Source organism: Nocardioides sp. Leaf307 (genome assembly GCF_001423135.1).
Taxonomy (GTDB): domain Bacteria; phylum Actinomycetota; class Actinomycetes; order Propionibacteriales; family Nocardioidaceae; genus Nocardioides; species Nocardioides kribbensis.
On sequence record NZ_LMNY01000003.1, the window covers coordinates 217,215 to 230,782 of the forward strand.

Genomic DNA, 13,568 nt, shown 5'->3' on the forward strand with positions numbered 1-13,568 from the left:
GCGCCGACCGCGCCGCTCGCCCCCTCACCACCCTAGACACGTCCGGGCCCGGGCGACGCGAGCTGCGGTCGGCAGCTGCGGTCGGCAAGGGGTCAGCGCTGCGGCTCCCACCGCAGGGAGCGGCGGGCCAGGTCGAGGCCGACGGCGGTCCAGAGCACCAGCACGAGCACCGGCTGGAGCCCGACCGACCAGGTGTCGGCGAGGTCGAGGCTGGGGGTGGTGGAGCCGTCGTCGAGGCCGAACCAGCCGATCCGCACGAGCGCGGTGAGGGCGGCGCCGGGGGTCCAGTCGGTCCAGCGCTGCACGGAGTCGGGGAAGCTGATCGCCACCTGGCCGACCACGAGCAGCAGGATGACGGGCAGGCTGGTCATCTGCGCGGCCTCGGCGTTGCGGGTCCAGGCGGCGGTCCAGTAGGCCAGCGCGACCGACATCAGGGCGCCGAGGAGCACGGCCCCGGCGTACAGGACGGGGTTGACCGGGGCGGGCGCGCCGAGCGCGAGCGCCACGACCACCGTGACCAGCGAGACGAGGACCGCGACCACCAGGCCGGGCAGGGCCAGGGCCACCAGGATCTCCGCGTCGCGGGTCTCCCCGGTGCGCAGGCGCTTGAGGACGAGCTCGTCGCGGCGGGTCACGAACTGCGAGAGCAGGTTGTAGTAGACCGGGAAGAGCAGCGTCATCATCAGCGCGGTCACCACGGTGGCGGCGCCGACGGCGACGTCGCCGCGCGGCCCGGTGAGCAGCAGCACCAGCGGCAGCACGGGCAGCACCACGGCGTAGAGCAGGGTGAGCCGGTTGCGCGTCATGAGGGTGGCGTTGGCGCGGGCCAGCCCGCGCACCCGCCGTACGCCGGCTCCGCGCTCGGACCCGCCGGCGGCGTCGGTGGCCGGGGCGGCCGGGGCGGTGGGCTCGGTGCGGGGTGTGGTGGTGCTCATCGGGCGGCTCCCTCGGTGGCGGTGGCCCTGGCCTGGTCGGCGGTCGCGGTCGTCTCGCTGGGGATCGGGTCGGAGCGCCGGGCCGGGGAGGCGGCGTCGCGGCCCTCGGCGATGGCGAGGAACACCGACTCGAGGCTGGCGGTGCGGGCGTCGAGCCGGTCGAGGCGCACACCCTCGGCGTCGGCCCAGGCGAGCAGCGCGGTCAGCGTGGCCTGGAGGTCGGTGGTGTGCAGGGTGGTGGTGCGCCCGTCGTCCTCGACCCGGCCGGCCGGCAGGGCCGGCAGGGTGCGGTCGGGGGTGTCGAGCCTGACCGTCGAGGGGTGACCCTCGGCGATCTCGGCGGGCGTGCCGGCGCGGCGGACCCGCCCGGCGTGCATGATCGCGAGGTGGTCGGCCAGCGCCTCGGCCTCCTCGAGGTAGTGCGTGGTGAGCAGGACGGCGGCGCCGTCGTCGCGCAGGTCGCGCACGATCTGCCACACGTCGCGTCGCGACTCGGGGTCGAGCCCGGTGGTGGGCTCGTCGAGCAGCACGACCTCAGGACGCCCCATGAGGGTGCAGGCCAGGTCGAGGCGGCGCTGCTCGCCCCCGGAGAGCGCGCCGACCCTGACGTCGGCGCGGTCGGCGAGGGTGAGGCGCTCCAGCGACTCCTCCACCGGGCGCGGTGCGGTGACGGTGGCGGCCCACATGCGCAGCGTCTCGCGCACGGTCAGGTCGGCGGGGAAGCCGCTGGACTGCAGCAGCACCCCGGTGCGCGGTCGCACCCGGGCCCGGTCGGCCACGGGGTCGAGCCCGAGCACCCTGACCTCCCCTCCGGTCGGCGCGGCGAGGCCCTCGACCAGCTCGAGGGTGGAGGTCTTGCCGGCCCCGTTGGTGCCGAGCAGTGCGGTGACCGACCCTGCCGCCACCTCGAGGTCGACCCCGCGCACGGCGTCGTAGGCGGTGGAGCCGCGACCGTAGGTGCGGCGCAGGTCGCGCAGCTCGATGGCGGGTGCCCCGGTCGGGGTGCCGGCCGCGTCGCCCGGCGACCGGCGGGGCGAGGGTCCGGGGCGGCCGGGGCGGCTGGTGCTCGGGCGGCGGGGGGTCGGTGTCATGCGTCCAGCCTCCCCGTCGCAGCGGCCGGGCGGCAGTGCGTGCACTCACCGGTCCACGTGGGCCGTGCACGCTCGGACCATGACAGGTGTCATGGGTGCTCGTGGGCGAGGGACGCGGTGGTCGCGCAGCGGCGGGGTCGGGGTGTGGCCCGCCCGGCGGTGGGGCAAGGTGGTGTCATGAGCGACCAGCTGCGCATCGGCGACGCCGAGCGGGAGCAGGCCTCGGCCTACCTCGCGGCGATGTACGCGCGCGGCATGCTCACCGCCGAGGAGCACTCCGACCGGGTCGGTCGCATCTGGGCCGCCACCACCCGGGGCGACCTCGTGCCGCTCTTCGCCGACCTGCCGGGCCCGCACCAGCAGCCGGGCTGGGCCTCCCAGGCTCCGGCCGCCGCGGTCCCCGGACCGCCGCCGGCCTACCCGCCCGTCGTCGGCGGGCCGGCCTCGACGCCGTACGGTCCGGTCCGCAGCGGCACGAGCCTCACCACCTGGCTGGTCCTGGCCGTCACCGGCGCGGGGGTCTTCCTGTCGCTCACCCAGGGCCGGCGGTGGTTCCTGGTGACCCTCGTGGTCGTCGTGCTGCTGGTCATCCGGCCCCGGCGTCCCCGGTCCTGACCCTCCCGCCGGACCGGTGCGGGACCGGGCAATTGCGCTGCTCGGGCAGGTGTCGGGGGCGGGGGGTTGCCGGGACCGCGCAAACCTGTCCGTGGGGTCGGTGCCGGTCCGCGCAAACGCGCTGCATGGGCAGGTGTCGGGGGCGGGGGGGTTGCCGGGACCGCGCAAACCTGTCCGTGGGGTCGGTGCCGGTCCGCGCAAACGCGCTGCTTGGGCAGGTGTCGGGGGCGGGGGGTTGCCGGGACCGCGCAAACCTGTCCGTGGGGTCGGTGCGGGTCCGCGCAATTGCGGTGTTCCCGCAGGCACCGGCCGCACGTGCTGCCGTCGCGCCCCGCACCGTCGTGACGCCAGGCCGTCCGGGCGTCGGCGGCGGAGCGGTACTCAGCGGCTGGCGCGCCGCTCGTAGTCGGCGCGTGCGGCCACGTCGACGTCGGTGAGGGTGGTGTCGGCACCCATGGCGCGGCCGACCAGGTCGCGCACCCGGCGGGGGAGCACGTTGGAGGAGTGGAAGACGCCCTTGGCGTGGGCCGGCACCCAGGTCTCGAACCGGGGGCGCTGCGCGACCGAGACGATGGCGTCGGCGACCTCCTCGGGGGTGCAGGCCCGCATGCCCCGGGTGGCGTGGACGCCGGCGGCGAGCTCGGTGGCGACCACGGTGGGCAGCACCGTGGAGACGTCGACGCCGTGCGGGCGCAGCTCGGCGTGGGCGGCCTCGGAGAACCCGAGCACGCCGAACTTGCTGGCGCTGTAGACCGCCGCGCCCGCCATGCCGAGCCGACCGACCGCGGAGGCGACGTTGACGACGTGGCCGCGCCCTCGCGCGACCATCGCCGGGGCGACCAGGCGGGTGCCGGTGACGACGGCGCGCAGGTTGATCTCGAGCGTGCGGTCGACGGAGTCGTCGCTCTGCTCGAGCAGCGGGGTCAGCGGCATGATGCCGGCGTTGTTGACGAGCACGTCGACCGGCGCGAGGGCCGCCGCCTGCTCGACGAAGCGGGCGTAGGAGCCGCGGTCGGCGACGTCGACCACGAGCCCGACGGCGTCGTGGCCGACCGCGGCGGCGGCCTTGGCGGCCACGTCGTCATCGAGGTCGCCGATGACCACACGGGCGCCGGCGGCGGCGAAGCGGTGGGCGGTGGCCAGGCCGATGCCGCGGCCGGCTCCGGTGATGACGACGAGGGCGTCGGTGAGGTCGCGGGGTGCGGTCACGGTGGTCTCCTGCGGTCGGGTGCGGGTGCGGGTGCGGGTGCGGGTGCGGGTCGGGCGGGGGAGGGGCGGGTCAGGCGGTGCGGTGGACGAGGTCGACGGGCTGGCCGTCGGCGGGGAAGGGCAGCGAGTGGTTGTTCATCGGCGCGACGTAGGCCGGGTCGACGCTCCAGTCGAAGCGGCGCAGCAGCTGGTGCATCACCGCCTTGACCTCGGCGCCGGCGAAGAACAGCCCGAGGCACTTGTGGACCCCGCCGCCGAAGGGCTCCCAGGAGAAGCGGTGGGAGCGGTCCTCGCGGCGCTCGGGGGAGAAGCGCTCGGGGTCGAAGGCCGTGGGCTCGCTCCACAGCGAGGGCATCAGGTGGCTGAACTGGGGGGCGACGATGACGTAGCGGTCGGCCGGCACCCGCACGCCCTCGACGACGGTCTCCTTGACCGTGCGGCGCACGACGACGGGCACGGGGGCGCGCAGCCGCAGGCACTCCTTCATCACCAGGTCGAGGGAGACCAGCGCGTCGAGCTCGGCCAGGGTGGGCGCCTCGCCCAGGGCGAGCGACTCCGCGCGGCACCGCTCGCGCCAGGCGGGGTGCTTGCCGAGCAGCTCGAGCATCGTGGAGAGGGTGATGGTCGAGGTGTCGTGGGCGGCCATCATGAGGAAGACCATGTGGTTGACGACGTCGTCGTCGGAGAAGCGCTCGCCCTCCTCGCTCTCGACGTGGCACAGCTGGGAGAAGAGGTCGTCGCTCTCGCGGGCGCGCCGCGAGGGCAGGTAGTCGCGCAGGAACCGCTCGACGACCTCCCGCCCACGCAGTCCCTTGCGCCAGCGGGTGCCAGGCAGGTCGCGACGCACCAGGGCGGCCGCGCTCTGCACGCAGTCGATGAAGGCGGCGTTGACCCGGGCCATCTCGGCGCGGTCGGTGCCCTCCGCCCCGCCCATGAAGATCTCGGCGGCGACGTCGAGGGTGAGCACCTTGAGGGCGGGGTACGCCGGGAAGCCCGGCCCCGGGCGCCACGCGTCGAGGCCGCGGGCGATCGGGGCGTGCATGGCCGCGGCGTAGCCCTCCAGCCGCGGGCGGGTAAAGGCCTGCTGCATGATCCGGCGGTGCACGTGGTGCTCCTCGCCGTCGAGGAGCATGAGGCCGCGGTCGAAGAACGGGCCGACGAGGTAGCTCCAGGCCGGCCCGTTGACGAAGGCCTTGTCGGGGTTGGTGAGCGCCGTGGCGCAGGCGTCGGGGCCGAGCAGCATCACCCAGGGGTCGCCCAGGATGCGCAGCGGGGAGACGGGTCCGTAGGTCGCCCACTGCTTCTCGAAGAGGCCGACGGGGTCGCGGGCGTACTCCAGGCTGCGCCCGATCACGGGCCAGCCGCGGTGCTCGCGGGCGACGGCGGGGAGCGGGCGGGCCGTCGCGCCGGCGGCCGGGTCGGGGGTGCGGGACGTGGCCTGGGTCACGTCGTCCAGAGTGATTCAGACAGGACGTCCTGTCAATGTCCTCGGCCCCCCGGGCCGCACCGGTCCGGTCCGGTCCCTGGGACGGGCGCGCAGCGGGTGTGAGGATGGGCCCATGGCGGTCAAGGCGGGGAGGTATCGCGGCAGGTCGGCGCAGGAGCGCGCCGCCACCCGCCGCGCCCAGCTGCTCGCGGCGACCCTCGACGTCTGGGGCGCCGACGGCGGACCCCGCGTCACCATGACCCGCATCTGCGCCGAGGCCGGCCTCACCGAGCGGTACTTCTACGAGCACTTCGCCTCCCTCGACGAGGCCCTCACCGCCGCCATGCAGCAGGTCGGCGACGAGATCACCGTGGCCGCCCTGGCGGCGATCGAGGAGACCGAGGGCGGGCCCACCGAGCGCATCCGCGCCGCCATCGGCGCCTTTGTCGCGATCATCACCGACGACCCCCGCAAGGGCCGGGTCACCATGCTCGAGGCCCCCGGGCGCCCCGAGCTGCGTCCGGCGCGCAACGCGCTGCTGCGCGCCTTCGCCGAGCTGGCCACACGCGAGGGACGCGCGCTCTACGGCGACGACGCGTGGGCCGGCCAGCCCGGCGACCTCGCCGGGCTGATGTTCGTCGGCGGGGTCCAGGAGCTGGTCACCGCCTGGCTCGACGGCACGCTCGACGTCACCCCCGACGACATCGTCGAGGCCGCCACCCGCGCCTTCGCGGCCACCGCCCGGGGCGCGCAGGACTGAGTCGGCCCGATCCGGCCCGACCCATCCCGACCCGACCGGCGCGGGCCGACCGGCCCGGCGGCGTCGGAGCACGCGAGCGCTGCTCGACCACCGGGGTGTGACGCCGGTCGCCGGCGCTGGCTACGGTCGCCTGATGCCCGGTTGGACTGCACGCGCGCGCGACCCGATCTTCTGGAACGACGTCACGCAGCTGGCCAAGACGGTGCTCGCGGCGGTGCTCGCCTGGGTGCTGGCCACGAGCGTCTTCGAGCTGCCGCAGTCGTTCCTGGCGCCGTGGGCGGCGCTGCTGGTCGTGCACGCCACGGTCTACCGCACCTTCTCGCGCGGCGTGCGCCAGGTCGCCGCCGCCGTGACCGGCGTGCTGCTCGCCTGGGCGACCGGCAACGTGCTCGGCCTCGACACCGCGGCGGTGGTCATGGTGCTGGCGCTCGGGCTGGCCATCGGCGCGCTGCCGTGGTTCGGCGAGGAGTCCACCGCCGTGGCGGCCACGGCCCTCGTGGTGCTCACCACCGGCTTCTCCGACAACGACGGCATGCTCGTCTCGCGCCTGGCCGACACCGCGATCGGCATCGGCGTCGGCCTGCTGGTCAACCTGCTGGTGTGGCCGCCGCTGCGGCGGCGTACGGCGGTCGTGGCGCTCGACCGCATCGACGACGCCATCGGCGCCCTCCTCGTCGACATCGGTCGCGGGCTGACCGACGGCTGCAGCGACGAGGACGTCGACGACTGGATCGACCGCACCCGCGACCTCGACGGCGAGCTCGACAACGCCTGGTCGCTGGTGCGCCAGGCCCGCGAGAGCGCGCGGATGAACCCGCGCCGCTCGGCCCACGAGCTGCGCGACCCCCGGCAGTGGTACTCCCTGCTGCGCCGCATGGAGCAGGCGGTCGCGGAGACCCGCAGCATGGCGCGCACCCTCGGCCACGAGACCACCTGCCGCGACGACTGGGCCGACCCCTTCCGGGCCGGGTGGGTCGCGCTGCTGGTGGCCGCCGGCGAGGCGGTCAAGGACGCCGATCCCGAGCCGCTGCGCGAGGTGCGCTCCCGGCTCAACGTGCTGGTGGACCAGATCGGCGCGCAGGAGCCCACCCCGGAGCTGTGGCCGGTCTTCGGCGGCCTGATGATCAACCTGCGCAACATCCTCGACGCCATGGACGAGGTCGCCGCGGCCAACCCCCTCGGCCAGCCGCCGCTGCCGCTGTCCACGGTCGTGCGCCGCCGGGCCCGGGTGGCCGCGGGCGGAGAGGCCGCCGAGTGACCAGCCCAGTGACCCCCCAGTGACCCGCCGGTCAGGGCGTCCCCGTCGGCAGCGCTTCGTCGGTCGCATCGCCGGCGTCGGCAGCGCCAGCGGGGTGCGGGTGGTGGTCGGGCACTGGCACGACACCCCGCTGGGCCGCTTCTCCGACGCGATGGTGGAAGGGCCCGACGGGCACCGCGTGCTGATCGCCCCGCACCGGGAGGCGGCCGACTTCATCGGGGCGACGTACTCCTTCGACGAGGTGCGGATCGAGCCGGTGACGGCGGTGGCCACGGCGACCGCCTGGTCCGTGCGCTCGCCCTCCCTCGACCTCGACCTCGTCGTCGGCCGCCGCACCGCGCTGGGCCGGCTGCTGGCCCTGGTGCCCGACCGGGTGGCGACCAGCCCGGCCTGGTGCTCGCTCACCGACGTCGTGGCCCGTCTCGTGCTGCGCGGGGTCCGCACCCGCGGCAGCGCCGGCGGCGGTCGACGGGAGTGGTACGGCGCCACCGACCACCACCGCGTGCGCGCCGCGACGGGGCACCTCGAGGGCCGCGACCTCGGCGCGCTGGCGCCGGTGAGCCCGCCCCCGCGCTTCGGCTTCTCCTCCACGCCCCGCCGGCCGTCGGTCACGACCGTGGTGACCACCGTCGAGGTGCCCGGGGCCCAGCGCGGCTGAGGGCGGGAGCGGCGCCGCCGGTCCTCGCCGCGAGCGGAGCCTGCCGCCGGCGGCTACGGTGCCGGACATGGCTCCCGGCTCGCAGCGCCCCCACGCGGCCGACCCCGCGCACCCGGACCCCGGTGGCTCGATCGACCCGGGCCGTGCGCCCGATCCGGGTGACCCGGGCGACCCGGGTGTGGAGGACGGCCAGCGGCCGCTGCGCGCCGACGCCGAGCGCAACCGGCGCCTGATCCTCGACGCCGCCAGCGCGGTCTTCGCCGAGCGCGGCCTGGAGGCCGGCTTCGAGGAGGTGGCGCGTCGCGCGGGGGTGGGCGTGGGCACGGTCTACCGCCGCTTCCCCGACCGCGACGACCTCATCGACGCCCTCTTCGCCCGGCGCCTCGACGAGCTGGTCGCGCTCACCGCGCGCGCGGGTGAGAGGGAGGACCCGTGGGAGGCCCTGGTGTGGTTCCTGGAGGAGTCGGTCGCGGCCCAGTCCTGCGACCGGGGGCTCAGCGAGGTGCTGGGCGACGGCCTGCGCGGGGCCGAGCGCCTCGAGCGGGCCCGGGAGCGCATGCAGCCGGCGGTCGGCGCGGTCGTCGCGCGGGCCCAGGCCGCCGGGCTGCTGCGCGACGACGTCGCTCCCCTCGACCTGGCGGTGCTCTCCCGCGCGGTCTCCCAGATCGGCACCGAGGCCACCCCTGACCTGTGGCGCCGCTACCTCGCCATCCTGCTCGACGGTCTGCGCGCCCGCCCCGAGCGGCCCACGCCGCTGCCGCGGGCCTGCCCCGACGAGGCCGAGCTGGCCCGGGTGGCGCACAAGGCCCGTCCGGGCCGCCGGCGCTGAGGCCGGCCCCACCTGTCGGTCACGGCCGGGACCGAGGTCGGGCTCGAGGGCGGCTGGACCCGTGGGGACGGCTCAGCAGACGGGCAGCCGGTCGCGACACCGCGGGCGTCGGGACCCGGGAGGCTCCTCGCTGCTCGGCTCACCGCTGTCCGGGTGCCCGGCGGCCAGGTGCCCGCCGGTCGACTCCCGGTCGACCGGTCCGCGTGCCGGCACCGCCACGGCGGCCACCGGGGCCACCGGGGCCACGGCGGCCACGGGTGCGAGCGTGCGACCGGCCGCGCGGCGCCGGCGTACGACGTGGCGTGCGGCCAGGACGACGACGAGCGACGCGGCGAGGACGACCACGGCGGTGCCGAGGTGGTCGAGCACGCCGCTGGCCGCGATCGCGCTGCCGGCGACGACCCAGGCCGAGGCCCACGCGAGCGCACCGACGACGGAGGCGGGCAGGAAGCGCCGGTAGGGCAGGTGGGCAGCGCCGGCGACCGCGGGCATGACGGTGCGCACGAAGGGGAGCATGCGGCTCACCAGCACCGCGGTCGTGCCGTGGAGGGCGACGAGGTCGGTGGCCCGGTCCCACCGCGCCACACCGAGGCGCCCCACGAGACGGCCGGCCCGCAGCCGCGGCCCGGTGTGGTGGCCCAGCAGGTAGCCGAGGTGGTCGCCGCTGGTCGCCCCGAGGGCCACCGCGAGCACCAGCAGGGCCGAGGCTCCGGTCCCGTCGGTCGCCGCCGACAGCCCGGTGATCGCGACCTCGCCGGGCAGCACGGCCCCCAGGCCGAGCGACGACTCGGCGAGCGCCAGGAGGAAGCCCAGCAGGAAGGTCATCGGGTCCCCCGCTCCGTCCGCCGCCGGGTGCGGTGGGACGACAGGTCCGACAACGCAACCGGAGGATTTATTCCGTTTGGGTCGCTGTGGCTGGTGGCGGGTTTCACCGGTCGGCCGGTGAAACCCGCACTGGTCGCCCGACGCGTGGGCCGACAGGTGCGGGTCTGGGCCGACAGCCTGGCCGGACGCGCCGAGGCGGGGCCCGGGGCGGCCCTGCGGCGGCGGGCGGCGGTGGGCGGCGGTGGACCCACCGGGGTCGCGTCGGCGGACGACGACGGGGCCCCGGATCACCGGGGCCCCGTCGTGTGGTGTCGCGCGCCGCCGGGTGTGCCGGTCGGCGCGGTGTCGCTGCGTCCCCTGCCGGGGACGGGTGGATCAGACGTTCTTGATCGCCGAGATGTCGAACTCGAGCTTGATCTTCTCGGAGACGAGGACGCCGCCGGTCTCGAGGGCGGCGTTCCAGGTGAGGCCGAAGTCCTTGCGGTTGAGGGCCGAGGCGCCCTCGAAGCCCACGCGGGTGTTGCCGAAGGGGTCGGTGGCCGAGCCGGTCTGCTCGAACTCGATGGCGACCGAGTTGGTGGTGCCGGCGATCGTCAGGTCGCCCGTGATGGTCCAGTCGTCGCCGTCGCGGCTGACGTCGGTCGAGGTGAAGGTGATGGTGGGGTTCTTCTCGGCGTCGAAGAAGTCGCCGGAGACCAGGTGGCCGTCGCGGTCGGCGGAGCCGGTGTCGATCGAGGCGGTGACGATGTTGAGGGTCACCGAGGAGGCGGCGGGGTTGGCGGTGTCGATGTGGGCGGTGCCGCTCCAGTCCTTGAACTGGCCGCGGACGGTGGTGACCATCGCGTGGCGGGCGCTGAAGCCGAGTCGGCTGTGGCTGGGGTCGATGGTGTAGTCGCCGGTGAGGTCGGAGACGACGCTGGTGGGGGCGTCGAAGGTGGCGGTGGCGCCGGTGGTCTTGTCGTTCGAGCGGCTGAAGATGCCCATGGTGTGCTCCTGAGATCTGTGGTGTGGGTGCTCGTCCACGCTAGTGGAACTTTCAATTACCCACAACCGGACCGAGGTCCGTTTTCATTCCCGCCGTCGGCCCGCGGTGGTGAGGCGGTCTGGACCATCGTCGACACGGCCCCGTCGGCCCGGAAATGACGAGGAGCCGCGACCCCCGGTGGGTCGCGGCTCCTCGTGCGTGTCGCTCAGGCTGCGTGAGGCGTCTGGATCGGAGCTGCGCTCCGGACGTCGAGCGTCGGGTCGACCCAGTGGGCCTCCAAGCGCGTGCGGCCGCTGCTGTCGGTGACGGTCACCCAGGTCTGGGTCAGGGCTCCGGTCATCTGCGAGTTCAGCATGGGACACCTCCTGTTCATCTTCTGTTCACCAAAGGTAGCACGGCTCCACACGGACGGGCGGATTTTGCCGCCACTTCACTCCCCTGCTCCACCTGGAGGGGTGATCGACCGCGCGGCGTTACCACGGCGCTCCACCCGGTCGATCCGGGCGCGTGGTCGGGCCGGGCCCCGCCCGACCCGGTCATGGCCGGAGCTGCCGCTGGCTCGGTCGGCGAGCAGACGTCCGGCTCGGTCGTTCCTGCCCGAAATCGGGCAGGAAGTTGGCAGGTCGAGGCTGCTGCGGTCACGATCTGGCGGTGCGCGCACCCGACGACCTCCGAGAGCACCCGCTCGCCCCGCTCGTCGAGCACCTCAGCGCCACGACAGACCTCAGCCGACCCGAGGCGCTGCGCGTCGCGCAGGACGTCGTCGACTTCCTCGCCCAGCCGGTCGAGGAGGTCGTACGCCGCCGCCACGCCCAGCTGCGCTCCGCGGGCGTGCGCAACGCCGACATCTTCGCCCTCGTGCGCGACGAGCTGGCCCAGCGCCTCGTCGCCGCCCCCCGCCTCACCGACCGGCAGATGCGCCGCATCGTCCACGGCTAGGCCCGCCCGCGCGCCGGCTCCCACCCGAGCGCGACCACCCGCCGGCACCCGCCGGCACCCACGTCAGCACCAGCACCACGAACCCGAGAGGACCCACCATGTGCGGCATCGTCGGCTACATCGGCGCCCAGCAGGCAGCACCCCTGATCCTGGAGGGCCTGACCCGCCTGGAGCACCGCGGCTACGACTCCGTCGGCCTCGCCGTCGTCGGCGCGGGCCGCGAGCCCGCCGTGAAGGTGGTCAAGGCCGCCGGCCGCGTGCGCGACCTCGGCAGCGACCTGCCCAAGCGGTTCTCGGGCCGCAGCGGCATCGGCCACACCCGCTGGGCCACCCACGGCCCGGCCAACGACGTCAACGCCCACCCGCACACCGACGAGAAGGGCGACGTCGCGGTCGTCCACAACGGCATCATCGACAACGCCGCCGCCCTGCGCGCCCGGCTCGCCGACGACGGGGTGACCCTCACCAGCGACACCGACACCGAGGTGCTCGCGCACCTCATCGGCCGCTCGGTCGCCGAGACCCTCGAGGAGCGCGTGGTGGAGGCCCTGGCCGCGGTCGAGGGCACCTACGGCATCGCGGTGGTCCACGCCGACTTCCCCGACCGCATCGTGGTGGCCCGCAACGGCAGCCCGCTCATCATCGGCGTGGGGGAGAAGGAGATGCTCGTCGCCTCCGACCTCGCCGCGCTCGTGCGCCACACCACGACGGTCGCCCACCTCGCCGACGGCGAGATCGCCACGCTGACCCCGGCCGGCTTCACGACCTTCCGCCACGACCTGACCCGCGTGGCCCGCACCGCGGCCGAGGTCGACGTCGACCCGACCTCCTACGACGCCGGCGACCACGAGTCGTTCATGCGCAAGGAGATGCTCGAGCAGCCCGCCGCGGCCGAGCGCGTGCTGCGCGGTCGCCTCGACGAGCGCTTCGGCACCGCCCACCTCGGCGGTCTGGAGATGGACCCGCGCGAGACCCGTGCCGTACGCCGGGTCAAGGTGCTCGGCTGCGGCTCGGCCTACTACGTGGGCCAGATGGGCGCCTCGCTCATCGAGGAGCTCGCCCGGATCCCCGCCGACGCCGAGGCGGCCAGCGAGTTCCGCTACCGCAACCCCGTCATCGAGCCCGACACGCTCTACGTCGCGGTCAGCCAGTCCGGCGAGACCGTCGACACGCTGCTGGCGGTGCAGGAGATCCAGCGCAAGGGCGGGCGCGTCATCGGCCTGGTCAACGTCGTGGGCAGCGCGATCGCCCGCGAGTGCGGCGCCGGCATCTACCTCCACGCCGGGCCCGAGGTGGCGGTGGCCAGCACCAAGGCGCTGACCAATATGTTCCTCGGCTTCTCGCTGCTCGCGCTGCAGCTGGGACGCGTGCGCGACCTCTCGGTGGCCGACGGGCGTCGCCTCATCGCCGGGCTGCAGGCGCTGCCCGCGGCCGTGGAGGAGGTGCTGGCCCAGGAGGACGCCCTCGCCGCGGTGGCCCAGCGCCTGGCCGAGGCCGAGAGCCTGTTCTTCGTCGGGCGGGTGCGCGGCTTCCCGGTGGCGCGCGAGGGGGCGCAGAAGTTCAAGGAGATCAGCTACCGCCACGCCGAGGCCTACCAGACCTCCGAGCTCAAGCACGGCCCGCTCGCGCTGATCTCCGAGGAGGTCCCCACCGTCGCGGTGGTCCCCGACGACGAGCTCACCGAGCGCAACGTCGCCGCCCTCCACGAGATCGCGGCGCGCAAGGGTCCGCTCGTCGTGGTGACCCACCCCGGCGTCGACCTCGGCGGTCTCGACGTCGTGCGCATCGACGTGCCCCACCTCGAGCGCGAGCTGGACCCGATCCTGCTGACCATCCCGCTGCAGCTGCTGGCCTACCACGCCGCCAAGCACCTGGGCCACGACATCGACAAGCCGCGCAACCTCGCCAAGTCGGTCACCGTCGAGTGAGCGCGGGCCGCTCGGCACGGCGGCGGGCGGGTGCGCGCGGGGCGTGCGCGGGGTGACGGGGAGCCGACGTGACCCAGCCCTCCGCGACGCGGAATCCGCCGCCGCCGCGC

14 protein-coding genes are annotated in these 13,568 nt (G+C 75.1%); 7 read left to right on the plus strand and 7 right to left on the minus strand.

From position 1 onward, the window contains the following. Positions 1 to 92: 92 nt before the first annotated feature. On the minus strand, positions 93 to 935 hold the full coding sequence (locus ASF50_RS15935; RefSeq protein WP_056905148.1) for an ABC transporter permease: 843 nt from the start codon (positions 933 to 935) through the stop codon (positions 93 to 95). Then, entirely contained in the window at positions 932 to 2,026 is a 1,095-nt protein-coding gene (locus tag ASF50_RS15940; RefSeq protein WP_082503288.1) for an ABC transporter ATP-binding protein, read from the minus strand. The genes ASF50_RS15935 and ASF50_RS15940 overlap by 4 nt, the downstream gene beginning before the upstream one ends. A gap of 177 nt (positions 2,027 to 2,203) precedes the next feature. Between ASF50_RS15940 and ASF50_RS15945 the strand changes: the two genes are divergently transcribed. Next, on the plus strand, positions 2,204 to 2,641 hold the full coding sequence (locus ASF50_RS15945) for a DUF1707 domain-containing protein (RefSeq protein ID WP_056905149.1): 438 nt from the start codon (positions 2,204 to 2,206) through the stop codon (positions 2,639 to 2,641). 381 nt (positions 2,642 to 3,022) lie between these two features. Here ASF50_RS15945 and ASF50_RS15950 read toward each other — a convergent pair whose 3' ends face one another. Beyond that, entirely contained in the window at positions 3,023 to 3,850 is an 828-nt protein-coding gene (locus ASF50_RS15950; RefSeq protein ID WP_056865056.1) for an SDR family oxidoreductase, read from the minus strand. Between the two features lie 70 nt (positions 3,851 to 3,920). After that, positions 3,921 to 5,297 (minus strand): cytochrome P450, encoded by a 1,377-nt coding sequence (locus ASF50_RS15955; RefSeq protein WP_056905150.1) that lies wholly within the window; start codon positions 5,295 to 5,297, stop codon positions 3,921 to 3,923. A 112-nt stretch (positions 5,298 to 5,409) separates the two neighbouring features. On the opposite strand from ASF50_RS15955, the gene ASF50_RS15960 reads away from it, so the two are divergent. The 4 genes from ASF50_RS15960 (at position 5,410) to ASF50_RS15975 (ending at position 8,781) form a co-directional block, all read left to right on the plus strand. Next, positions 5,410 to 6,036, plus strand: coding sequence for a TetR/AcrR family transcriptional regulator (locus tag ASF50_RS15960; protein WP_056905151.1), 627 nt, complete (start codon positions 5,410 to 5,412; stop codon positions 6,034 to 6,036). A gap of 133 nt (positions 6,037 to 6,169) precedes the next feature. Then, positions 6,170 to 7,294, plus strand: a complete 1,125-nt coding sequence (locus ASF50_RS15965) for an FUSC family protein (protein ID WP_156718344.1) — start codon at positions 6,170 to 6,172, stop codon at positions 7,292 to 7,294. A 19-nt stretch (positions 7,295 to 7,313) separates the two neighbouring features. Continuing rightward, entirely contained in the window at positions 7,314 to 7,952 is a 639-nt protein-coding gene (locus ASF50_RS15970; protein WP_056865053.1) for a hypothetical protein, read from the plus strand. Positions 7,953 to 8,019: 67 nt separating this feature from the next. Then, positions 8,020 to 8,781, plus strand: a complete 762-nt coding sequence (locus ASF50_RS15975; protein ID WP_082500426.1) for a TetR/AcrR family transcriptional regulator — start codon at positions 8,020 to 8,022, stop codon at positions 8,779 to 8,781. A 72-nt stretch (positions 8,782 to 8,853) separates the two neighbouring features. On the opposite strand, the gene ASF50_RS15980 is transcribed toward ASF50_RS15975, so the two are convergent. From ASF50_RS15980 to ASF50_RS19135, 3 genes are all read right to left on the minus strand, one after another. After that, positions 8,854 to 9,606 carry a DedA family protein gene (locus ASF50_RS15980; RefSeq protein WP_056905153.1) on the minus strand — a complete coding sequence of 251 codons (753 nt, stop codon included), beginning with the start codon at positions 9,604 to 9,606 and terminating at the stop codon, positions 8,854 to 8,856. Positions 9,607 to 9,981: 375 nt separating this feature from the next. Continuing rightward, a complete protein-coding gene (locus ASF50_RS15985) occupies positions 9,982 to 10,590 on the minus strand; it encodes a YceI family protein (RefSeq protein ID WP_056905154.1) in 609 nt (202 codons plus the stop codon). A 206-nt stretch (positions 10,591 to 10,796) separates the two neighbouring features. Next, positions 10,797 to 10,946, minus strand: a complete 150-nt coding sequence (locus ASF50_RS19135) for a hypothetical protein (RefSeq protein WP_156697959.1) — start codon at positions 10,944 to 10,946, stop codon at positions 10,797 to 10,799. 296 nt (positions 10,947 to 11,242) lie between these two features. On the opposite strand from ASF50_RS19135, the gene ASF50_RS15990 reads away from it, so the two are divergent. Both ASF50_RS15990 and glmS read left to right on the plus strand, forming a co-directional pair. Next, a complete protein-coding gene (locus ASF50_RS15990) occupies positions 11,243 to 11,530 on the plus strand; it encodes a hypothetical protein (protein ID WP_056905155.1) in 288 nt (95 codons plus the stop codon). A gap of 98 nt (positions 11,531 to 11,628) precedes the next feature. Beyond that, a complete protein-coding gene (gene glmS / locus ASF50_RS15995; RefSeq protein ID WP_056865049.1) occupies positions 11,629 to 13,458 on the plus strand; it encodes a glutamine--fructose-6-phosphate transaminase (isomerizing) in 1,830 nt (609 codons plus the stop codon). Positions 13,459 to 13,568: the final 110 nt, after the last annotated feature.

Bases quoted from the DNA above. Each gene is read 5' to 3' on its own strand.
- ASF50_RS15985 (WP_056905154.1), bottom strand. From the start codon at position 10,590: ATGGGCATCTTCAGCCGCTCGAACGACAAGACCACCGGCGCCACCGCC.
- ASF50_RS19135 (WP_156697959.1), bottom strand. From the start codon at position 10,946: ATGCTGAACTCGCAGATGACCGGAGCCCTGACCCAGACCTGGGTGACC.
- glmS (WP_056865049.1), top strand. From the start codon at position 11,629: ATGTGCGGCATCGTCGGCTACATCGGCGCCCAGCAGGCAGCACCCCTG.
- ASF50_RS15945 (WP_056905149.1), top strand. From the start codon at position 2,204: ATGAGCGACCAGCTGCGCATCGGCGACGCCGAGCGGGAGCAGGCCTCG.
- ASF50_RS15935 (WP_056905148.1), bottom strand. From the start codon at position 935: ATGAGCACCACCACACCCCGCACCGAGCCCACCGCCCCGGCCGCCCCG.
- ASF50_RS15980 (WP_056905153.1), bottom strand. From the start codon at position 9,606: ATGACCTTCCTGCTGGGCTTCCTCCTGGCGCTCGCCGAGTCGTCGCTC.
- ASF50_RS15940 (WP_082503288.1), bottom strand. From the start codon at position 2,026: ATGACACCGACCCCCCGCCGCCCGAGCACCAGCCGCCCCGGCCGCCCC.
- ASF50_RS15960 (WP_056905151.1), top strand. From the start codon at position 5,410: ATGGCGGTCAAGGCGGGGAGGTATCGCGGCAGGTCGGCGCAGGAGCGC.
- ASF50_RS15965 (WP_156718344.1), top strand. From the start codon at position 6,170: ATGCCCGGTTGGACTGCACGCGCGCGCGACCCGATCTTCTGGAACGAC.
- ASF50_RS15975 (WP_082500426.1), top strand. From the start codon at position 8,020: ATGGCTCCCGGCTCGCAGCGCCCCCACGCGGCCGACCCCGCGCACCCG.